This window comes from Trabulsiella guamensis ATCC 49490 (genome assembly GCF_000734965.1).
GTDB classification, from domain to species: Bacteria; Pseudomonadota; Gammaproteobacteria; order Enterobacterales; family Enterobacteriaceae; genus Trabulsiella; species Trabulsiella guamensis.
Window position 1 is genome coordinate 38,761 of sequence record NZ_JMTB01000059.1, and the last position, 22,320, is coordinate 61,080.

At 54.5% G+C, this 22,320-nt stretch carries 17 protein-coding genes; 7 read left to right on the plus strand and 10 right to left on the minus strand.

All coding sequences use genetic code 11. The features are described from left to right. Positions 1 to 109: 109 nt before the first annotated feature. The 7 genes from yacL to pdhR all read right to left on the minus strand — a co-directional run bounded on the left by yacL (position 110) and on the right by pdhR (position 10,996). Positions 110 to 472 carry a protein YacL gene (gene yacL / locus GTGU_RS07960; protein ID WP_038155602.1) on the minus strand — a complete coding sequence of 121 codons (363 nt, stop codon included), beginning with the start codon at positions 470 to 472 and terminating at the stop codon, positions 110 to 112. Between the two features lie 133 nt (positions 473 to 605). Beyond that, positions 606 to 3,203: a bifunctional aconitate hydratase 2/2-methylisocitrate dehydratase gene (gene acnB, locus GTGU_RS07965; RefSeq protein ID WP_156964095.1), complete on the minus strand. Its 2,598-nt coding sequence runs from the start codon at positions 3,201 to 3,203 to the stop codon at positions 606 to 608. Positions 3,204 to 3,457: 254 nt separating this feature from the next. Beyond that, positions 3,458 to 3,742 carry a hypothetical protein gene (locus tag GTGU_RS07970; protein WP_038155604.1) on the minus strand — a complete coding sequence of 95 codons (285 nt, stop codon included), beginning with the start codon at positions 3,740 to 3,742 and terminating at the stop codon, positions 3,458 to 3,460. 172 nt (positions 3,743 to 3,914) lie between these two features. Then, entirely contained in the window at positions 3,915 to 5,339 is a 1,425-nt protein-coding gene (gene lpdA, locus GTGU_RS07975; RefSeq protein WP_038155795.1) for a dihydrolipoyl dehydrogenase, read from the minus strand. Positions 5,340 to 5,539: 200 nt separating this feature from the next. Beyond that, on the minus strand, positions 5,540 to 7,432 hold the full coding sequence (gene aceF / locus GTGU_RS07980; protein WP_038155605.1) for a pyruvate dehydrogenase complex dihydrolipoyllysine-residue acetyltransferase: 1,893 nt from the start codon (positions 7,430 to 7,432) through the stop codon (positions 5,540 to 5,542). A gap of 14 nt (positions 7,433 to 7,446) precedes the next feature. Further along, positions 7,447 to 10,110, minus strand: a complete 2,664-nt coding sequence (gene aceE / locus GTGU_RS07985; RefSeq protein ID WP_038155606.1) for a pyruvate dehydrogenase (acetyl-transferring), homodimeric type — start codon at positions 10,108 to 10,110, stop codon at positions 7,447 to 7,449. A gap of 121 nt (positions 10,111 to 10,231) precedes the next feature. Beyond that, complete coding sequence (pdhR, locus tag GTGU_RS07990; RefSeq protein WP_038155607.1) at positions 10,232 to 10,996, minus strand: pyruvate dehydrogenase complex transcriptional repressor PdhR; 765 nt, start codon at positions 10,994 to 10,996, stop codon at positions 10,232 to 10,234. Between the two features lie 541 nt (positions 10,997 to 11,537). Between pdhR and aroP the strand changes: the two genes are divergently transcribed. From aroP to GTGU_RS08005, 3 genes are all read left to right on the plus strand, one after another. Next, positions 11,538 to 12,911, plus strand: coding sequence for an aromatic amino acid transporter AroP (aroP, locus tag GTGU_RS07995; protein WP_156964096.1), 1,374 nt, complete (start codon positions 11,538 to 11,540; stop codon positions 12,909 to 12,911). A gap of 164 nt (positions 12,912 to 13,075) precedes the next feature. Continuing rightward, positions 13,076 to 14,476 (plus strand): glycoside-pentoside-hexuronide (GPH):cation symporter, encoded by a 1,401-nt coding sequence (locus GTGU_RS08000; protein ID WP_038155608.1) that lies wholly within the window; start codon positions 13,076 to 13,078, stop codon positions 14,474 to 14,476. Beyond that, the gene (locus GTGU_RS08005; RefSeq protein WP_038155609.1) at positions 14,476 to 15,429 is read left to right on the plus strand and encodes a glycoside hydrolase family 43 protein; all 954 of its coding nucleotides are present in this window, start codon (positions 14,476 to 14,478) and stop codon (positions 15,427 to 15,429) included. The genes GTGU_RS08000 and GTGU_RS08005 overlap by 1 nt, the downstream gene beginning before the upstream one ends. Here the strand turns inward: GTGU_RS08005 and ampE are convergent. Then, entirely contained in the window at positions 15,426 to 16,280 is an 855-nt protein-coding gene (gene ampE / locus GTGU_RS08010; RefSeq protein ID WP_038155610.1) for a beta-lactamase regulator AmpE, read from the minus strand. The genes GTGU_RS08005 and ampE overlap by 4 nt on opposite strands. Further along, complete coding sequence (ampD, locus tag GTGU_RS08015; protein ID WP_038155611.1) at positions 16,277 to 16,840, minus strand: 1,6-anhydro-N-acetylmuramyl-L-alanine amidase AmpD; 564 nt, start codon at positions 16,838 to 16,840, stop codon at positions 16,277 to 16,279. The genes ampE and ampD overlap by 4 nt, the downstream gene beginning before the upstream one ends. Positions 16,841 to 16,980: 140 nt before the next feature. On the opposite strand from ampD, the gene nadC reads away from it, so the two are divergent. The 4 genes from nadC to hofC all read left to right on the plus strand — a co-directional run bounded on the left by nadC (position 16,981) and on the right by hofC (position 21,092). Beyond that, a complete protein-coding gene (gene nadC, locus GTGU_RS08020) occupies positions 16,981 to 17,874 on the plus strand; it encodes a carboxylating nicotinate-nucleotide diphosphorylase (protein ID WP_038155612.1) in 894 nt (297 codons plus the stop codon). 191 nt (positions 17,875 to 18,065) lie between these two features. Further along, entirely contained in the window at positions 18,066 to 18,503 is a 438-nt protein-coding gene (ppdD, locus tag GTGU_RS08025; RefSeq protein ID WP_038155613.1) for a prepilin peptidase-dependent pilin, read from the plus strand. An 11-nt stretch (positions 18,504 to 18,514) separates the two neighbouring features. After that, a complete protein-coding gene (gene gspE, locus GTGU_RS08030; RefSeq protein ID WP_038155614.1) occupies positions 18,515 to 19,900 on the plus strand; it encodes a type II secretion system protein GspE in 1,386 nt (461 codons plus the stop codon). Beyond that, complete coding sequence (gene hofC / locus GTGU_RS08035) at positions 19,890 to 21,092, plus strand: protein transport protein HofC (RefSeq protein WP_038155615.1); 1,203 nt, start codon at positions 19,890 to 19,892, stop codon at positions 21,090 to 21,092. Before gspE ends, hofC begins: the two co-directional genes overlap by 11 nt. A gap of 35 nt (positions 21,093 to 21,127) precedes the next feature. Here the strand turns inward: hofC and GTGU_RS08040 are convergent, their stop codons facing one another. Beyond that, positions 21,128 to 22,171: a GMP reductase gene (locus GTGU_RS08040; RefSeq protein ID WP_038155616.1), complete on the minus strand. Its 1,044-nt coding sequence runs from the start codon at positions 22,169 to 22,171 to the stop codon at positions 21,128 to 21,130. Positions 22,172 to 22,320: the final 149 nt, after the last annotated feature.

Below are 22,320 nucleotides of genomic sequence, written 5' to 3' on the forward strand. Positions count from 1 at the left end.
CAAACGCGCCAGATCACAGTTTGCAAATGATTAATAAAAATCAAACAATCATTTTTTAGCAAAAAAAAACCGGACGAAAACGTCCGGCTGCTTTGATGATGGAAATCGATCAGGATTGCTGAAGAAATTCCCGGTATGCTTTCACCACCTGAAGAAAATCTTCCACGCCGCACAGCGACAAACTCTCTTCATCGTAGTAATTCATCCCTTCTTCCATTTCGTCACCGGTAAACTCCAGCTGGTTGGCACGGATCATCGCCTCTTCGCCATCCATCCAGAGCGTATACTCATGCCCCACCCGTTGCCAGGAACGTTCGCTGCCTTTCACCGCGTGCGCCGCTTGTTCCACTTCATCCAGCAGGGCGAGGTTTTCTTTCACTTCTTCATTAAACCAGTGCCCGACCACTTCGTGACCCATGGACATGCGCACTTTTACTACTCCGGTAACATCGCGCAGAAATTCGTAATCCATAATGTGTTCCTCTGCAAAACCTCTGCAGTAATTATCGCAGCAGAGCAGAAGAAAAAAAGCGGTACGTGGGGAAGGTTTGAAAATAAAAAACCCTTCTCCAGGGAGAAGGGTTTTCGATCGGGTAAGCGAGTACTTACACTGCTGTCTGGAAAATCACGCCGTCCGCTTTCTCGGTGTACTGATTAAGCTGGTCGAAGTTCAGATAGCGGTAAGTATCCACGGCAGTTTTATCTACCTGCGCCACGAAGGTCTGGTACTCTTCTGGCGTCGGCAGTTTGCCGATCAGCGCCGCAACTGCCGCCAGCTCTGCAGACGCCAGGTAAACGTTCGCACCTGTACCTAAACGGTTCGGGAAGTTACGGGTTGAGGTGGAAACCACCGTCGCACCATCTGCCACGCGCGCCTGGTTACCCATGCACAGCGAGCAGCCCGGGATTTCAATACGCGCACCGCTCTTACCGAACACACTGTAGTAGCCCTCTTCGGTCAGTTGTGCCGCATCCATACGGGTTGGCGGTGCCACCCACAGACGGGTCGGCAGCTGGCCTTTATGGGTATCGAGCAGTTTACCTGCTGCACGGAAGTGACCGATGTTGGTCATGCAGGAGCCGATAAACACTTCGTCGATCTTGTCGCCCTGCACGTCAGACAGCAGACGCGCATCGTCCGGGTCATTCGGCGCACACAGGATCGGCTCTTTGATATCAGCCAGATCGATCTCGATCACCGCCGCATATTCCGCATCGGCATCAGCTTCGAGCAACTGCGGATCCGCCAGCCATTTTTCCATGCCATGGACGCGACGCTCCAGCGTACGACGGTCACCGTAGCCTTCCGCGATCATCCACTTCAGCAGCACGATGTTTGAGTTCAGATACTCAATGATCGGCTCTTTGTTGAGCTTGATGGTGCAACCGGCGGCAGAACGCTCTGCCGAGGCATCCGTCAGTTCAAACGCCTGCTCGACTTTCAGATCCGGCAGACCTTCAATTTCCAGAATGCGACCAGAGAAGATGTTCTTCTTACCTTTCTTCTCAACGGTCAGCAGGCCCTGTTTGATGGCGTACAGCGGGATCGCATGCACCAGATCACGCAGGGTGATGCCCGGCTGCATTTTGCCTTTGAAGCGCACCAGAACGGATTCCGGCATATCCAGCGGCATCACGCCCGTCGCGGCAGCAAACGCCACCAGACCAGAACCAGCCGGGAAAGAGATGCCGATCGGGAAACGGGTGTGCGAGTCACCGCCCGTACCCACAGTGTCCGGGAGCAGCATGCGGTTCAGCCATGAGTGGATAACGCCGTCGCCAGGACGCAGCGAGACGCCACCACGGTTCATGATAAAGTCCGGCAGCGTGTGGTGCGTGGTCACGTCGACCGGCTTCGGATAGGCCGCGGTGTGACAGAAAGACTGCATCACCAGGTCAGACGAGAAGCCCAGGCACGCCAGGTCTTTCAGTTCATCACGGGTCATCGGACCGGTGGTATCCTGAGAGCCGACGGAGGTCATCTTCGGCTCACAATACGCGCCCGGACGAACACCGGCGACGCCGCAAGCGCGACCTACCATTTTCTGTGCCAGCGAGAAGCCACGACTGCTCTCGGCTACATCTTTCGCTTTGCGGAATACGTCGCTGTGTGGCAGACCCAGCGCTTCACGCGCTTTGGTGGTCAGTCCCCGACCGATGATCAGCGGAATACGGCCACCGGCACGTACTTCGTCGATCAGCACGTCAGTTTTCAGTTCAAAGCTCGCCAGTAGTTCGCCAGTTTCGTGGTTACGGACTTCGCCTTTGAACGGGTAAACGTCAATCACGTCGCCCATGTTCAGGTTGCTGACATCCACTTCGATTGGCAGCGCACCGGCATCTTCCATGGTGTTGAAGAAGATTGGCGCGATTTTCCCGCCAAGCACCAGACCGCCGCCGCGCTTGTTCGGCACATGCGGAATGTCATCACCCATAAACCACAGCACCGAGTTAGTGGCAGATTTACGGGAAGAGCCGGTACCGACCACGTCACCGACGTAGGCCAGCGGGAAGCCTTTTTTCTGCAGTGCTTCGATTTGTTTGATGGGGCCGACGACGCCCGGCTGATCCGGCTCAATCCCTTCGCGGGCGTTTTTCAGCATCGCCAGCGCATGTAGCGGGATATCCGGACGTGACCAGGCATCTGGTGCCGGAGACAGGTCATCAGTATTCGTTTCGCCAGTGACTTTAAAGACGGTGACGGTGATTTTTTCTGCGAGCTGAGGACGGTTCAGGAACCATTCTGCGTCAGCCCAGGATTGCATCACCTGTTTCGCGTAAACGTTACCGGCTTTGGCTTTCTCTTCTACGTCGTAGAAGTTGTCAAACATCAGCAGGGTTTGCGACAGCGCTTTGGCAGCAATCGGTGCCAGTTTTTCGTTATCCAGCGCGTCAATCAGCGGATGAATGTTATACCCGCCCTGCATGGTACCAAGCAGTTCAATCGCTTTTTCAGGGGTTACCAGCGGGGAGTGCGCTTCGCCTTTAGCGACAGCGGCAAGGAATCCAGCTTTAACGTAGGCGGCTTCATCAACGCCAGGCGGGACACGGTTGGTCAACAGGTCTAACAGGAATTCTTCTTCGCCAGCAGGCGGAGTTTTCAGCAGTTCCACCAGCGCGGCCATTTGGGTTGCATCTAAGGGTTTAGCAACAATCCCTTCGGCGGCACGCTCAGCTACGTGCTCACGGTATTCTTTTAGCACGACGGTTCTCCTCGCTCTCATTGTCATGTGCGGCAGGCGATTCTCTTCACGCTCCTGTGAGACAGCAGTTTGTAGGGTAAATGCCGGATACCGCGTCGGGCAGCATAGCAGGATTTTGGCAGTGTGTTAATCCGTTTACAAAAAAGCAACATTAAATAATTTGCTGAATCGTTGCGATGAATATATTGCAGGCCAAACGAGGTTTCTCAGACACAAAAAAACCGCAATGAAGCGGTTTTTTGTGTCTGAGAACATTATCCCTGATGCGGCATCAATCCGGGGTGACCCACCACTGCCGGTTTGTTGCTGGAGAGCGCGGCTTCGTCGGCGCTAATGCTACCCGAATTTGCCGCCCAGACGCCTTCGTGCGTTTTAGTTATCGCCTGATGCTGCGCGTTCAAATCTTCACCCATGGCAGCGATGTGGGTACTTTCGGTGCCGCCGCTGTTGTCAGCCCATGGAATGACGGGATCCGCGGCGAATGCCAGGCCAGAAACCAACGTCGCGGTTAATGCTGCTGTAGCCAGTAACGTTTTCATAGTGCACCTCTAAATTAATTAGCACACTAAAAGTTTACATCGCAATTATTTAAAAAAGCGCTTCAGGTTGTACTGAGGTATTACCGGAGAAATAGTTTTTCAAACTTTCGCCGCCGGACGGAAAAAGAAAAAGCGGCTGAATCAGCCGCTTTTTGTCATCAGGACAGAAGAATTATTTCTTCTTCGCTTTCGCGTTCGGCAGGTCGGTAATGCTGCCTTCAAACACTTCAGCGGCCAGACCTACAGATTCATGCAGGGTCGGGTGTGCGTGAATGGTCAGCGCGATATCTTCGGCATCGCAACCCATTTCGATCGCCAGACCGATTTCACCCAGCAGCTCGCCGCCGTTGGTACCGACAATGGCGCCACCGATCACACGGTGAGTCTCTTTGTCGAAAATCAGTTTGGTCATACCGTCTGCGCAATCGGAAGCGATAGCACGGCCAGAAGCAGCCCACGGGAAGGTGGCGGTTTCGTAGCTGATGCCTTTCTCTTTCGCTTCTTTCTCGGTCAGACCTACCCATGCCACTTCTGGCTCGGTGTAAGCGATAGACGGGATCACTTTCGGATCGAAGTAATGTTTCTGGCCGGCGATAACTTCAGCGGCAACATGACCTTCGTGAACGCCTTTGTGCGCCAGCATCGGCTGACCGACGATATCGCCGATAGCAAAGATGTGCGGTACGTTGGTGCGCAGCTGCTTGTCAACGCGGATGAAACCGCGATCATCAACTTCAACACCGGCTTTACCTGCGTCGAGGTTTTTACCGTTCGGCACACGGCCGATGGCTACCAGCACCGCGTCATAACGCTGCGGTTCTGCCGGCGCTTTTTTACCTTCCATGGAAACGTAAATACCGTCTTTCTTCGCTTCAACGGCTGTCACTTTGGTTTCCAGCATCAGGTTGAATTTCTTGCTGATGCGTTTGGTAAAGACTTTAACGATGTCTTTGTCTGCCGCCGGGATCACCTGATCGAACATTTCAACCACGTCAATCTCTGAACCCAGCGCATGATACACGGTACCCATTTCCAGACCGATGATACCACCACCCATAACCAGCATACGCTTCGGTACGGATTTCAGCTCCAGGGCGTCGGTGGAATCCCAGACACGCGGGTCGTCATGCGGAATGAACGGCAGTTGAATCGGACGGGAACCCGCCGCGATGATCGCATTGTCGAAGTTGATCACGGTTTTACCGTTCTCGCCTTCCACTTCCAGGGTGTTCGCCCCGGTAAATTTACCCAGACCAGTTACCACTTTCACTTTACGACCTTTCGCCATGCCAGCCAGACCGCCAGTCAGCTGAGTGATAACTTTTTCTTTCCAGGTACGAATCTTGTCGATATCGGTTTTCGGCTCACCGAAGACGATACCGTGTTCAGCCAGCGCTTTGGCTTCTTCGATAACTTTCGCAACGTGCAGCAGCGCTTTAGAAGGGATACAGCCGACGTTCAGACAAACACCACCGAGGGTGCTGTAGCGTTCTACGATTACGGTTTCCAGACCTAAATCAGCGCAACGGAAGGCAGCAGAGTAGCCTGCCGGGCCTGCCCCAAGTACCACGACCTGAGTTTTGATTTCAGTACTCATCATGACCTCTTAATTGATATCCGGCGATCCCTGGTCTTCTCGCCCATCGTCCACCGGGTCGTTCTGTCCGCCCGTATTTTACAAAATTGTTAACAATTTTGATACAACAAAACGGCAACGATTTATCTTTTGGCACTAATAACCCCACAGTACGCCATGAGATTACCAGAAAAAAGCCGGCCGTCAGGCCGGCTTTTCGCTTACATCACCAGGCGGCGAATGTCGCTCAGCATGTTGTTGATGATGGTAATGAAGCGTGCACCATCAGCACCGTCAATCACGCGGTGGTCGAAGGACAGAGAGATTGGCATCATCAGACGCGGCACAAACTCTTTCCCATTCCACACCGGCTCCATCGCAGACTTGGACACACCGAGGATAGCCACTTCCGGCGCGTTGACGATCGGGGCGAAGTGGGTGGTACCCAGGCCGCCGATGCTGGAGATGGTGAAGCAACCGCCCTGCATTTCACCGGCGGTCAGTTTACCATCACGCGCTTTTTTGGAGATGGTGGTCAGTTCACGGGACAGCTCAGTCACGCTCTTCTTGTTCACGTCTTTAAACACCGGAACCACCAGACCGTTTGGCGTATCAACCGCCACACCGATGTTGATGTATTTCTTCAGCGTCAGCTTCTGACCGTCTTCGGACAGCGAGCTGTTGAAGCGCGGCATTTGCTCAAGAGCAGCTGCCACGGCTTTCATGATGAAGACCACAGGAGTGAATTTCACATCCAGCTTACGCTTCTCAGCTTCGGCATTCTGCTGTTTACGGAATGCTTCCAGATCAGTGATATCGGTTTTGTCGAAGTGAGTAACATGCGGGATCATCACCCAGTTACGGCTCAGGTTAGCACCTGAGATTTTCTGGATGCGGCCCAGTTCGACTTCTTCGATTTCACCAAATTTGCTGAAGTCCACTTTCGGCCACGGCAGCATGCCAGGGATACCACCGCCAGTGGCAGCAGGAGCAGACTCAGCACGTTTGACCGCGTCTTTCACATACGCCTGAACGTCTTCGCGCAGGATGCGGCCTTTACGACCGGTACCTTTCACTTTCGCCAGGTTCACGCCGAATTCGCGCGCCAGGCGGCGGATCAGCGGCGTCGCGTGGACGTAAGCGTCGTTCTCAGCAAACTCAGATTTGCCTTCAGCCTTCGCTGCCGGTGCCGCAGCAGGTTTTGCTGCCTGTGCTGCCGGAGCCGGAGCTGCAGCCGCTTCTGCTTTGGCAGGAGCCGCCGCAGGCGCAGCGCCTTCCACTTCAAAGACCATGATCAGAGAGCCCGTGGAGACTTTGTCGCCAACGTTCACTTTGAGCTCTTTCACGGTACCCGCGAACGGGGCCGGAACTTCCATGGAGGCTTTGTCGCCTTCGACGGTGATGAGCGACTGCTCTGCGGTGACTTTATCGCCGACTTTCACCATCACTTCGGTGACTTCAACTTCGTCGCCGCCGATATCCGGTACATTAACGTCTTTCGCACCACCAGCCGCAGCAGGTGCCGCTGCTGCCGGAGCCGCTTCCGCTTTAGCAGGAGCTGCGGCAGGCGCAGCGCCCGCCACTTCAAAGATCATGATAAGAGAACCCGTGGAGACTTTGTCGCCAGTGCTCACTTTGATCTCTTTAACCGTACCCGCGAACGGTGCCGGAACTTCCATAGACGCTTTGTCGCCTTCGACGGTGATCAGCGACTGTTCCGCGGTTACGGTGTCGCCCACTTTCACCAGGATCTCGGTAACTTCAACTTCGTCGCCGCCGATGTCCGGGACGTTAACGTCTTTTGCCGCCGCCGCAGCAGGTGCCGCCGTCGGAGCCGCTTCTTTCTTCTCTTCTGCCTTAGCAGGTGCTTCAGCAGCACCGTCAGCGGAATCGAAAATCATGATCAATTTGCCGGTCTCGGTTTTATCGCCGACAGAGACTTTGATCTCTTTCACGATGCCAGCCTGCGGAGACGGGACTTCCATAGAGGCTTTATCGCCTTCTACGGTGATCAGCGACTGCTCGGCTTCCACCTTGTCGCCCACTTTAACCAGGATCTCGGTGATTTCAACTTCATCAGCCCCGATGTCCGGTACATTGATTTCGATAGCCATTATTCTTTTACCTCTTACGCCAGACGCGGGTTAACTTTATCTGCATCGATGTTGAATTTGGTGATTGCTTCCGCCACCACTTTCTTGTCGATTTCGCCACGTTTAGCCAGTTCGCCCAGGGCCGCAACCACCACATAAGAAGCATCTACTTCGAAGTGATGACGCAGGTTTTCGCGGCTGTCAGAGCGACCAAAACCGTCCGTACCCAGTACGCGGTAATCGCTTGCCGGGATGAAGTTACGGATCTGCTCAGCGAACAGTTTCATATAGTCAGTGGATGCCACTGCCGGTGCATCGCTCAGAATCTGCGCAACGTACGGTACGCGCGGTTCCTCGGTCGGGTGCAGCATGTTCCAGCGTTCACAATCCTGACCATCACGCGCCAGTTCAGTGAAGGAGGTGACGCTGAACACGTCAGAACCCACGCCGTAGTCTTTCGCCAGGATCTGCGCCGCTTCACGGACGTGACGCAGGATAGAGCCTGAGCCCATCAGCTGAACTTTGCCTTTGCTGCCTTCGAGAGTTTCGAGTTTGTAGATACCTTTACGGATACCTTCCTCAGCACCTTCCGGCATCGCTGGCATGTGGTAGTTTTCGTTCAGCGTGGTGATGTAGTAGTAAACGTTCTCTTGTTTCTCACCGTACATGCGCTCCAGACCGTCGTGCATGATCACCGCAACTTCGTACGCGTAAGCCGGATCGTAAGAGATACAGTTCGGGATAGTCAGAGACTGAATGTGGCTGTGACCATCTTCGTGCTGCAGACCTTCACCGTTCAGGGTCGTACGACCCGACGTACCACCAATCAGGAAGCCGCGCGCCTGCTGGTCGCCCGCCTGCCAGCACAGGTCACCGATACGCTGGAACCCGAACATGGAGTAGTAAATGTAGAACGGGATCATCGGCAGATTGTTGGTGCTGTAAGAGGTCGCCGCTGCCAGCCAGGATGCGCCCGCGCCCAGCTCGTTGATACCTTCCTGCAGGATCTGACCTTTTTCGTCTTCTTTGTAGTAAGCAACCTGCTCACGGTCCTGCGGTGTGTACTGCTGGCCGTTCGGGCTGTAGATACCGATCTGACGGAACAGACCTTCCATACCGAAGGTACGCGCTTCGTCGGCGATGATCGGCACCAGACGATCTTTGATCGACTTGTTCTTCAGCATCACGTTCAGGGCACGAACGAAAGCGATAGTGGTAGAGATCTCTTTGTTCTGCTCTTCCAGCAGCTGAGAGAAGTCAGCAAGCTGAGGCAGTTCCAGTTTTTCGGTAAAGTTCGGCTGACGAGACGGCAGGTAGCCTTTCAGCGCCTGACGACGTTCGTGCAGGTACTTGTACTCTTCAGAGTCTTCCGGGAAGGTAATGTAAGACAGTTTTTCAACCTGTTCATCAGTAACAGGCACATTGAAACGGTCGCGGATATAACGCACACCGTCCATGTTCATTTTCTTCACCTGGTGAGCGATGTTTTTACCTTCAGCGGTATCACCCATGCCGTAACCTTTGATGGTATGGGCCAGGATCACGGTTGCTTTACCTTTGGTTTCCTGCGCTTTTTTCAGTGCCGCATAGACTTTCTTCGGATCGTGACCACCACGGTTCAGTGCCCAGATCTGATCGTCAGTCCAGTCAGCCACCAGCGCGGCGGTTTCCGGATATTTACCAAAGAAGTGCTCACGCACATAGGCGCCATCTTTGGATTTGAAGGTCTGGTAGTCGCCATCAACGGTTTCGTTCATCAGCTGAATCAGCTTACCGCTGGTGTCTTTGCGTAGCAGCTCATCCCAACGGCTGCCCCACATCACCTTGATGACGTTCCAGCCAGCACCGCTGAAGATACCTTCCAGTTCGTTAACGATCTTGCCGTTACCGGTGACCGGGCCGTCCAGACGCTGGAGGTTACAGTTGATAACGAACACCAGGTTGTCCAGTTTTTCACGGGTAGCGATAGTGATGGCACCTTTAGATTCCGGCTCGTCCATCTCGCCATCGCCCAGGAAGGCGTAAACGGTCTGTTCAGAAGTATCTTTCAGACCACGGTGTTCCAGATATTTCAGGAATTTTGCCTGATAGATAGCGCCGATCGGGCCCAGGCCCATGGAGACGGTCGGGAACTGCCAGAATTCCGGCATCAGTTTCGGATGCGGATAGGAAGAGAGACCGTTACCGTGAACTTCCTGACGGAAGTTATTCATCTGCTCTTCAGTCAGACGGCCTTCCAGGAAAGCACGTGCATAGATGCCCGGAGAAATGTGGCCCTGGAAGTACACCAGGTCGCCGCCATCTTTTTCGTTACGGGCACGGAAAAAGTGGTTGAAGCACACTTCATAAATGGTTGCGGAAGACTGGAAAGACGCCATGTGGCCGCCCAGTTCCAGATCTTTCTTGGACGCGCGCAGAACGGTCATAATCGCGTTCCAGCGGATAGCTGAACGAATACGGCGCTCCAGATCCAGGTTCCCCGGGTATTCCGGTTCATCTTCAACGGCAATCGTGTTTACGTAGTTGCTAGCCCCTGCACCAGCAGCCACTTTCACGCCGCCTTTGCGCGCTTCTGAAAGGAGCTGGTCAATCAGATACTGAGCACGCTCAACACCTTCTTCACGGATGACCGATTCGATCGCCTGTAGCCAGTCGCGAGTTTCGATCGGATCCACGTCATTTTGGAAACGTTCTGACATGGGGGGTATTCCTTATCTCTAATTCGTTGATTTGTCTGGAACCTGTCCTACTGTATTCTGCATGCAAAACACAATAAGACAGGTTCTGCGTTTAGTTGCCGCGCTCTAAAAAAACTGGCGCTTAATCCTTTCGTTGCTGTAGGCGGCGAAGTGAGCGTTCGCGACGCGATTGCTCACGGCTGCGGTCCAGCAAGATCTCCTCAATGAAAGCCAGATGTCGGTGCGACGCTTCGCGCGCCTGCTCCGGCTCTCTGGCCATAATCGCCTCGAAAATTCGGGTGCGATGGTTGCTGACCAACGGAAGCATTTCCCGACGGGCATACAACAATTCAAAATTCTGACGAACGTTTTGAGCCAGCATGGGTTCCATGCAGCGTAGCAGATGAAGCAAAACTACGTTGTGTGCCGCCTCGGTGACGGCAATCTGGTACTGGACGACGGCATTTGATTCGGCGTCAAGATCGCCTGACTGCTGGGCCCGTTCAATGGCCTGATGAAGTTCGCGAATGCGCTCACGGTCTTCATCGGTGCTACGCAGAGCCGCGTAATAAGCCGCAATGCCCTCAAGCGCGTGACGGGTTTCCAGCAGATCAAACTGAGATTCAGGGTGGTCGGACAGGAGCTCTACCAGCGGGTCGCTGAAGCTCTGCCACAGGCTGCTCTGTACAAAAGTACCGCCGCCCTGGCGACGAAGCAGAAGGCCCTTGGCTTCGAGACGTTGAATCGCCTCACGCAGCGAGGGGCGGGAAACGTCGAACTGTTTGGCCAGTTCGCGTTCAGGTGGAAGTTTTTCGCCGGGGCGCAGTGTCCCCTCCAGAATCAAAAACTCCAGCTGCTGCTCAATCACATCAGAAAGTTTTGGTTGGCGGATCTTGCTGTAGGCCATTATTCCCTGTCTCTGCCATTAGCCCGGAGTCAATTGGTCTTACCAATTGCAAGTTCGTAGCGCTAAAGTAACAAAGTATTCACCTAATGTCCATACAGGTTTTGATTGAAATCAGGAAACCACGCACATTTTAACAACAGTACAGAAATAACGTTTCAAACATGTAACTTTGCACAAATGCTGCGTTTACTCACAAAGAGGCAGATTTAACCTTCATGAAACGCAATTTATTGCATTACGAACCGATTCACCCGCAATCTAAATGAATAAAAATGCATAATATTTGAATATTACACGAGAGACGTGCGCAGCGATAAACTCCTGCTACGCTGTACACATGCTTTCTTTTTATGCAATCCGTCACTACCCCTTCATAAAGCAGGTGCATTACGCCGCGCTTACCACTATTCTTCCTCTTGCGAAAGAGGTGAGAGGAACTTTCCCGTTGTTAATACGTAAAAAAATAAGTACAGGAAATGGAATTTCATAATTACACACGCAATACAAGCGTATAAAAAATACAACCACACACGAGGTTTTCATGATGGAAGGTCAACAGCACGGCGATCAGCTAAGGCGCGGACTCAAAAACCGCCATATTCAGCTCATTGCGCTGGGCGGCGCTATCGGTACAGGCCTGTTTCTTGGTAGCGCATCTGTAATTCAATCTGCCGGTCCTGGCATCATTCTGGGATATGCGATAGCCGGTTTCATCGCCTTCCTGATCATGCGTCAGTTGGGGGAAATGGTGGTGGAAGAGCCGGTTGCCGGGTCCTTCAGCCACTTTGCCTATAAATACTGGGGGAGCTTCGCTGGCTTTGCCTCAGGCTGGAACTACTGGGTACTGTACGTGCTGGTGGCGATGGCGGAACTCACCGCCGTCGGGAAATATATCCAGTTCTGGTGGCCGGAAATCCCGACGTGGGTTTCTGCGGCGGCGTTCTTCGTCATCATCAACGCCATTAACCTGACCAACGTGAAAGTCTTTGGTGAAATGGAATTCTGGTTCGCCATTATCAAAGTGGTCGCCGTGGTGGCTATGATCCTGTTTGGCGGCTGGCTGCTGTTCAGCGGCAACGGCGGCCAGCAGGCGACCGTACGTAACCTGTGGGAGCAAGGGGGCTTCTTACCTAACGGCATGACCGGTCTGGTCATGATGATGGCGATAATCATGTTCTCCTTCGGCGGGCTGGAGCTGGTCGGGATCACCGCGGCGGAAGCTGACGATCCGGAGAAGAGCATCCCGAAAGCCACCAACCAGGTTATCTACCGTATCTTGATCTTCTATGTGGGCTCGCTGGCGGTTCTGCTGTCGCTGTTACCCTGGACGCGCGTCACCCCTGACACCAGCCCGTTTGTGCTGATTTTCCATGAGCTGGGCGATACTTTCGTGGCGAACGCCCTGAACATCGTGGTGTTGACGGCGGCGCTGTCGGTCTATAACAGCTGCGTGTACTGCAACAGCCGTATGCTGTTTGGTCTGGCGCAGCAGGGTAACGCGCCGAAAGCGCTGTTGAAACTTGACCGTCGCGGCGTGCCGGTGACGACCATTCTGGTTTCCGCCGTGTTCACTGCACTCTGCGTGCTGATTAACTATCTGGCGCCAGAATCGGCATTCGGCCTGCTGATGGCACTGGTGGTTTCCGCGCTGGTCATCAACTGGGCGATGATTAGCCTCGCGCACATTAAGTTCCGCCGTGCGAAGCAGCAGCAAGGGGTCACCCCGCGCTTCCCTGCCCTGCTCTACCCGCTGGGTAACTGGCTTTGCCTGCTGTTCATGGCCGCCGTGCTGGTGATCATGCTGATCACCCCGGGCATGGCGATCTCCGTATGGCTGATCCCGGTCTGGCTGGTGGTGCTCGGCATCGGTTATCTGTGCAAACAGAAAAACGAAAAAACCGTTAAAGCACATTAATGCTTAACGCCTCTGCGCCTGTTTTCAGGCGTAGAGGCGTTGTTAACTTCCTCACACTTTCCCGTTAACAGCTCGTTCGTCCATATCACCGCCCCTATCCTGCTACGCAAATATTACTTTGCGTGCGAATAATTCTCTCCATATCTCATTATGGAGTGATGTCGATGGGCAACAACAAATTGTCTGTGAAAGAGAAAATCGGCTATGGCATGGGCGATGCAGGATGCAATATCATCTTTGGTGCCATTATGTTGTTTGTTAACTATTTTTATACCGATATCTTCGGTCTGGCACCAGCGCTGGTCGGCGTGCTGTTGTTATCGGTTCGTGTTATTGATGCCGTTACTGACCCGATTATGGGCGCACTGGCCGACCGTACGCGCAGCAAATGGGGGCGATTTCGTCCATGGCTTCTATGGATTGCCTTCCCCTACGCCCTGTTCAGTGTGCTGATGTTTACCACGCCAGACTGGAGCTACAGCAGCAAAGTTATCTATGCATTCGTGACCTATTTCCTGCTCTCCATCACCTATACGGCGATTAACATCCCCTACTGTTCGCTGGGCAGCGTGATTACCAATGACCCTCAGGAGCGCGTCGCCTGCCAGTCGTATCGCTTTGTGATGGTGGGGATCGCCACGTTGCTGCTGTCATTGACACTATTACCGATGGTCGACTGGTTCGGTGGCGGTAATAAAGCCAAAGGTTATCAACTGGCGATGACCGTACTGGCGTTCATCGGTATGTGCATGTTCCTGTTCTGCTTCTCCACCGTGCGTGAGCGTATTCGCCCGGCGGTGCAAACCAACGACGAGCTCAAACAGGATCTCAAAGATGTCTGGAAAAACGATCAGTGGGTACGCATCCTGCTGCTGACGCTGTGTAACGTCTGCCCGGGGTTCATCCGCATGGCGGCAACCATGTACTACGTCACCTGGGTGATGCAACAAAGCACTCATTTCGCCACCCTGTTTATCAGCCTCGGCGTGGTCGGGATGATGGTTGGCAGTATGCTGGCGAAGATACTGACTGACCGCTGGTGCAAGCTGAAAGTCTTTTTCTGGACAAACATCGCACTCGCGATCTTCTCCTGCGCGTTTTACTTCTTTGATCCACATGCCACGATGATGATCCTGGTACTCTACTTCCTGCTGAATATCCTGCATCAAATCCCCTCGCCGCTGCACTGGTCGCTGATGGCTGACGTTGATGACTACGGCGAATGGAAAACCGGCAAGCGTATTACCGGCATCAGTTTCTCGGGCAACCTCTTTTTTCTCAAAGTAGGTCTGGCCATCGCCGGGGCAATGGTCGGTTTTCTGCTCTCCTGGTACGGCTATGACGCCGGGGCAAAAGCGCAAAGCGCCACTGCCCTCAACGGGATCGTCATGCTGTTTACGGTGATTCCGGGTGTCGGCTATCTCATCACCGCGGGTGTGGTTCGTCTGTTGAAAGTTGATCGTGATTTCATGCAGCAAATCCAGGCCGACCTGGAAAAACGCCGTCAAAACTTTCGCGAACTGAATGAGTATCAGGAACAGATCGAACAGGTAAGGAAAGCATAATGAAAGCATGGCCAAATCCCTTTATCGAGCAACGCGCCGACCCGTTTATCCTCCGTCATGAAGGGCAGTATTACTTTATTGCCTCGGTGCCGGAATATGATCGTCTGGAGATCCGCCAGGCGGCAACGCTTGAGGGTCTCCGTACCGCAGAGGCTATTGTCGTCTGGCGCAAACCATTCACCGGACCGATGAGCAAACTCATCTGGGCGCCGGAGTTGCACAACATTGATGGCGTGTGGGTAATCTATTTTGCCGCCGCCCAGACCGAAGCACTGGATTCGCTCGGCATGTTCCAGCACCGGATGTTTGCGCTCATCTGTCACGACGCCGATCCGCTAACCGGGCAGTGGGAAGAAAAAGGTCAGATCAAAACACCGTTTGATACTTTCGCGCTGGATGCCACTACCTTCCGCCATCAGGGAAAACAGTGGTATCTGTGGGCGCAGAAAGCACCCGATATTGCCGGTAACTCCAACCTTTATCTGGCTGAACTGGAGAACCCATGGACGCTTCGCGGCGAACCAGTGATGCTCAGCAGACCGGAGTTCGACTGGGAATGCCGGGGTTTTCTGGTCAACGAAGGCCCGGCGGTGATCGTGCATGGCGACCGGCTGTTCGTGAGCTACTCCGCCAGCGCGACGGACGAAAACTACTGTATGGGGCTGCTGTGGATCGATCTTAACGCTGATCCATTGCAGGCCGACAACTGGCATAAGTCCCCGCAACCGGTGTTCATGACAAGTTATGAACATCGCCAGTACGGACCAGGGCACAACAGCTTTACAGAGACGGCGGCGGGAGAGAATGTGCTGGTCTATCACGCCCGTAACTATACGGAGATTGAAGGCGATCCGCTGTACGATCCTAATCGTCATACACGATTGAAACTGATTCGCTGGCAGGAAAACGGGATGCCAGACTTTGGCATCCCGCCTGCGGATACGGACGCTTAAATCAGCGTGCCGTAGATGGTCAGAAGTGCGGTGATCACCACCACGACAAGCGAGGTCTTTTTCGCCATGGATACCGCCGCCTTTGGCGTCTCAACGGTATCCATGTGCGGTTCGCGGGCCAGTGAGAACTGCGCCAGTTGCGTCAGCACCTGATACTGCGAGCTGTGGCGATCGCCCAGCGAGGCGAACCATGCGGGCAGCGCTTTCTCACCGTGCCCCAGCAAGGCATAGACTACGCCTACCAGTCGTACCGGCACCCAGTCAAGCACATGCAGAATACCGTCGATTCCCGACTGTAAGCGGTGATGCGGCGTCTGATAACGCGCCAGCCAGGTTTGCCAGGCGCGCAAGACGGCGTAACCGGTGAGTGTCACCGGGCCGAGCGGCCCCCCGACCACAAACCAGAACAGCGGCGCGAGGTAAAAACGAAAGTTAATCCACAGCAGCGCGTTTTGCAGTTCACGAAGATATTCGCGCTCGTCGCAACCCGGCGGCACGCCATGGATCATCGTCAGTTCACTCGCCATCGAATCGCAGGCATGACTGTCTTTGCGCGCCGCAGCTTTCAGATAGGCGTGGTAATGCATCCGCGTTTTCCCCGCGCCAATGCACAGCAGCCCGAGCAAAATCCACATGATCAACAGCGGCACATTAAACAACAGACCGTACAATGCGCGCTGCAACAGATATACCACCGCCATCGCGACAACCGTCATCAGCAGCGTATGAAAGAGGGAGTAATGCTTCACCCGGCGGAACAGGACCTCCAGTCGGTGATCGAGCTGCCAGTGCTCGCCCAGCTTGAACAACCGCTCGGCGATCAGCACCAGCAACGTAGTAAACAGCGTCATGTCATCTCCTTATCTGACGAAGGGGTGACCAGTGCACGAAACCGCGCCCAGTCAAACGCCGGGCCGGGATCGGTTTTGCGTCCTGGCGCAATATCACTATGGCCTGTCATATTATCGGCAAGTGCCGGGTAAACGCGGGTTAATAATTGCGTGACTGCCGCCAGTTGTTGGTATTGCGCCGGGGTAAACGCCAGCGTATCCGTCCCTTCAAGTTCGATACCAATCGAGAAATCATTACAGCGCTCACGGCCTTTATAGCTCGACACCCCCGCATGCCAGGCGCGTTTGTCAAAAGGAACGTACTGCACAATTTCACCATCACGGCGGATCAGGCAGTGCGCAGATACCCGCAAGTGAGCGATTTCGGCAAAATAAGGATGAGCGGAAGGATCTATCGTTCCGGTGAAGAGAGCGTCAATCCACGGACCGCCAAACTCGCCAGGCGGCAGGCTGATATTATGCACCACCAGCAACGACGGGGCTTCATCGTCAGGACGGCAATCCTGGTGTGGCGAAGGCACACGTCGCGCACCCACCAGCCATCCCTCTTCTAACTGCATGCAAAAATCTCCTCGTTCATACACAACATCATTCAGGATGCGTCCTGTTGATGTGAAGGATGAAGTCTATATGGTACTGATACCCGGTTCAGAGTAGCATGTTTCAATCTTATGATTCGTTACCATTTTGGAGTTTTATCATGCCGCCTCGCCGCTATAACCCCGAGCAACGACGTGACGCGCTGCTCGAACGCATCAATCGTGATATTCCCGCCGCTGTCGCCCTGGCCCTGCGTGAAGATTTAGGGGGGGAGGTTGATGCCAGTAACGATATTACCGCGCAATTATTGCCGGAAAACACACCTGCGCATGCGGTAGTCATCACCCGTGAAGAGGGTATTTTCTGTGGCAAGCGCTGGGTGGAAGAGGTCTTTCTCCAGCTTGCGGGCGATGCGGTTTCCATCACGTGGCACGTGGCCGATGGCGATCATATCACCGTCAACCAGCCGCTGTTTGAATTGCAGGGTCCGGCACGCGTCCTGCTGACTGGCGAACGCACATCGCTCAATTTCGTACAAACGCTCTCCGGTGTTGCCAGCGAGGTACGCCGCTATGTCACCCTGCTTGAAGGCACCCATACCCAGTTGCTCGACACGCGAAAAACGCTGCCAGGCCTGCGAACCGCGCTGAAATATGCTGTGCTGTGCGGTGGCGGCGCCAACCACCGGCTGGGGCTGTCTGATGCCTTCCTGATCAAAGAAAACCACATCATCGCCTCTGGCTCTGTTCGTCAGGCTATCGAGAAAGCGTTCTGGCTGCATCCGGATGTGCCAGTCGAAGTGGAAGTCGAAACGCTGGATGAACTGAGCGATGCACTGAAAGCAGGCGCGGATATCATCATGCTGGACAACTTCACTACGGCACAGATGCGTGACGCCGTGAAGATGACCAACGGCCAGGCGCGCCTGGAGGTCTCCGGCAATGTCACCTTCGAAACGCTGCGTGAATTTGCTGAAACTGGCGTGGATTACATCTCCGTCGGCGCACTGACTAAACACGTCCGCGCACTCGATCTCTCCATGCGGTTTAAATAAGCCCTGTCATCGCGTCCTCTCACCAGCCGGGAGGGGACGCGCGCGCCATTTCTCGATCCCCCTCGAATTTTTCCGCAACAATCCTGCACACATGTAAAAACGGCGGAATCCGCTGTCCTGATTTGTCTTTTGCCCGTCGCACTGATGGCCTGTTGCTGACAGAGTGACGGCGACAAAAACAGGAGCCGCATATGAACAAACAACACGGATTCACGTTAATTGAACTGATGGTGGTGATCGGCATTATTGCCATTCTCAGCGCTATTGGTATCCCGGCTTACCAGAACTACCTGCGTAAAGCGGCATTAACTGACATGCTGCAGGTGTTTCTTCCCTACCGTACCGCCATCGAGCTTTGCGCGCTTGATCACGGCGGTATTTCCACCTGCAACGGCAGTACAAACGGTATTCCCTCGCCCGCGACCAGCCGCTATGTCTCCGCCATGAGCGTTGCCCAGGGCGTCGTTACGCTCAACGGGCAGGAGAGTCTTAATGGCCTCACTGTGGTGATGACCCCGCAATGGGATAACGCCAACGGTATTACTGGCTGGCAACGCGTCTGCGAGGTACAGAACGACGGCGCACTGCAGCAGGCTTGTGAAGATGTTTTTCGTTTTGACGCACAGTAAAAGGAGTTGCCATGAAACAGGAACAACTTGACGCACTGTGCAAACGCCACGATGCGGTGCTGCTGAGCAGTAGCGAGCAAATACTCAGCATCGCCGTGGTAGAAAACCCTTCGCCGGAACTGGTCGACGCCCTGCGCTTTGCCACGCAAAAACGGGTCGATATTGAATGCTGGAGTCAGGAGCAGATGGATAAACATTTGCAGATGACCACGCAAACCTGGCTTCCGGCGGTCACCGATGAAGCCGGGAATGCCGTTGAACTGATCAATCAAACGCTGGAACAGGCACTGGTGCAGCGGGCCTCTGATATTCACTTTGAACCGGACGATGACCACCTGCGCATTCGTCTGCGGGTCGATGGCGTATTGCATTCGCAGCCGCGCGTTCCGGCCTCGCTGGCACCGACGCTCATCGCGCGCCTGAAAGTGCTGGGAAATCTGGACATCGCTGAGAGGCGTTTACCGCAGGACGGGCAGTTCACCGTGACGCTGTCCGGTAAGGAACTCTCTTTTCGCATCGCGACGCTTCCCTGCCGCAATGGCGAAAAAATCGTACTTCGCTTGTTGCACCGGCAGGAGCAGGCGCTGGATCTGCAGGCGTCAGGTATGTCACTTCCACAGTTGTCGATGTTCACGCAGGCGCTGGAAAACCCGCAGGGGTTAATCCTGGTGACTGGCCCCACGGGGAGCGGTAAAACGGTGACGCTGTATAGCGCGTTGCAGCGGCGCAATACCACGGACGTCAATATCTGTAGCGTCGAAGATCCCGTGGAAATCCCCATCGCCGGGCTAAACCAGACGCAGATCAACCCGCGCGCGGGTCTCACATTTCAGAGCGTGTTGCGTGCCCTGCTCCGCCAGGATCCGGACATCGTCATGGTGGGGGAAATTCGCGATGGCGAAACCGCAGAGATTGCCATCAATGCGGCGCAAACCGGGCATCTGGTGCTCTCGACACTGCACACCAACTCCACCAGTGAAACGCTGATTCGCCTGCAGCAGATGGGCATAGCACCGTGGATGATCTCGTCTGCGCTACAGCTGGTGGTGGCTCAACGTCTGGTGCGAAAACTTTGTCCGCACTGCCGCACGCCGGCATCCGACGCTATCACGCTCCCCTCAGCGCTCTGGCCTCGCCCGCTTTCGCACTGGCAGGCCACAGGTTGCGAGCGCTGTTACCACGGTTATTATGGCCGGATGGCGCTGTTCGAGCTGTTGCCTGCCAGCCCTGAAATGCGCCAGTTGATTGCAACCGGCGCAACAGCCTCTGACATCGAACAGCAGGCACGCCGCGCAGGAATGATCACGCTATGGGAGAGCGGCTGTGAGGCGGTTGAGCACGGGTTAACCTCCGCAGAAGAATTGCTGAGGGTTCTGGGTATGCCACATGCAGAATAACCCGCTCTGGCGCTGGCGTGGCCTCAATACCGACGGTGAAAGTGCCAGCGGCACGCTATGGGCAGCACATCGCACAGCAGTGTTGTTTGAACTACAGGCGAGGAAAATCATACCGCTGGAAATCGTCCGCTGTCGCGTGAATGCCGCCCACTGGAACGCACAACGCAGCACAGAAATGGTTGCGCAACTGGCAACGCTCTTGCAGGCCGGACTGTCGCTGTCCGAAGGCCTGACATTGCTGGCAGAACAGCACCCCAGCGCACAATGGCAGGCGCTGTTGCTCGCGCTGGCAGAGGAGTTACGTCAGGGTATCGCTTTCTCAGAGGCATTAAAACAGTGGCCTGCCGTCTTCCCGCCGCTGTTTGTGTCGATGATCCGTACCGGTGAACTTACCGGCAAACTGGATGTATGCTGCCTGCATCTCGCTATGCAGCAAAACGCGCAACATCAGCTGGCAATGAAAGTCAAAAAAGCGCTACGTTATCCGCTGATTGTACTGACGGTCGCATTGCTGGTCGTCATGGCGATGCTATGGTTTGTTCTGCCTGAATTTGCCGCTATCTACCAGACATTTAACACACCACTGCCTGCGCTGACGCGCGGCGTCATGGCGGCGGCGAATCTGCTGCATCAGGGGCTGCTGCCGCTGCTGGTTTGCCTGTCCATCACCCTGTGTATGGCGAAACGATATCACCATCATGCCCGCTGGCAGCGTTTACGCCAGACGTTGTTGCTGCGTGTCCCGGTGGCAGGCGCTCTGGTACGGGGACAAAAACTCAGTCAGATTTTCACTGTGCTGTCACTGACGCAAAATGCCGGTATTGCGTTTCTGCAGGGGCTTGAGAGTGTGGAGGAAACGCTGGAAAACGGCTGGTGGCGGGAGATCATTCAGGATGCACGGTTGGCGATTACGCACGGTAGCCCCATCTGGCAGGCGCTCGAAAAAACGACTGCGTTTACGCCGCTGTGCCTGCAACTTATCAGAACCGGTGAGGCGTCGGGTTCGCTGGACAGCATGCTTGATAACCTTTCCCGTTATCATCGCGAAAAAACGGAACAACGAGCAGAGGATCTGGCAACCCTACTGGAGCCGGTGATGCTGTTAGTGACAGGAATAATTATCGGGACACTGGTGGTCGCCATGTATTTGCCCGTCTTCCATCTTGGGGATGCAATTAGCGGAATGGGCTAGAGAAAGGCTGGCGCAGGGCACGCCAGCCATGGCGCTTACAGGCTGTTGAACACGCGGTTCTCTTGTTCCTGAACGCGGATAAAGGTAGTGCGTTTGGTCAGCTCTTTCAGACGGGAAGCCCCGACGTACGTACAGGCAGAACGCAGACCACCAAGGATATCGCGCGCGGTGTTTTCTACCGGACCACGCAGCGGCAGCTTCACGGTTTTGCCTTCTGCAGCACGATACCCTGCCACGCCGCCAACGTGACGCTTCATCGCGGACTCAGAACTCATACCGTAGAACAGCATGAATTTCTCACCATTTTCTTCGACGATACTGCCGCCACTCTCTTCATGACCGGCCAGCATACCGCCGAGCATCACGAAGTCCGCACCGCCGCCAAAGGCTTTCGCCACATCACCTGGCATGGTGCAACCGCCATCGCTGACGATCATGCCACCCAGGCCGTGTGCCGCATCGGCACATTCGATCACCGCAGAAAGCTGCGGATAACCCACGCCGGTTTTGACACGCGTGGTACAGACAGAGCCCGGGCCGATGCCGACTTTCACAATATCAGCGCCGGAGAGGATCAGTTCTTCACACATTTCGCCCGTCACCACATTGCCCGCGCAAATAGTTTTTGTTGGCCATGCCTGACGCGCTTTCGACACAAACTGCACGAAATGCTCGGAATAACCATTGGCGACATCAATACAAACGAAATTCAGTTGCGGGTTCTGATCGAGGATCTGTTGAGTCTTCTCGAAATCGGCATCGGAAGTCCCGGTGGAAACCATGACGTGTTTCAGCACCTTCTCTGAGGTTTCCTGAACAAACGTGTTCCACTCATCAACGCTATAGTGCTTGTGCACCGCGGTCAGGATATCGAACTCAGCGAGCGCTGCCGCCATGGAAAAGGTACCCACGGAATCCATGTTCGCTGCGATAATTGGCACGCCAGACCAGCGCTGACCAGAATGCTTAAAGGTAAATTCGCGTTCCAGCTCGACATCGGAACGGCTTTTGAGGGTAGAACGTTTTGGGCGGATAAGAACGTCTTTAAAGCCCAATTTCAGATCTTCTTCAATACGCATGTGCGGATTCCTGGGGTTAGAGGCAAAAATGAACTAAGCACAACTCCAGTGACGTTATCATACGCAGTAATCAGGGCTTCGCAAGACTGCGATTTTCACTTTTTTTACGCTACAATCCTATAAATTTACCTGGCGAAAGGTGGTGTTAA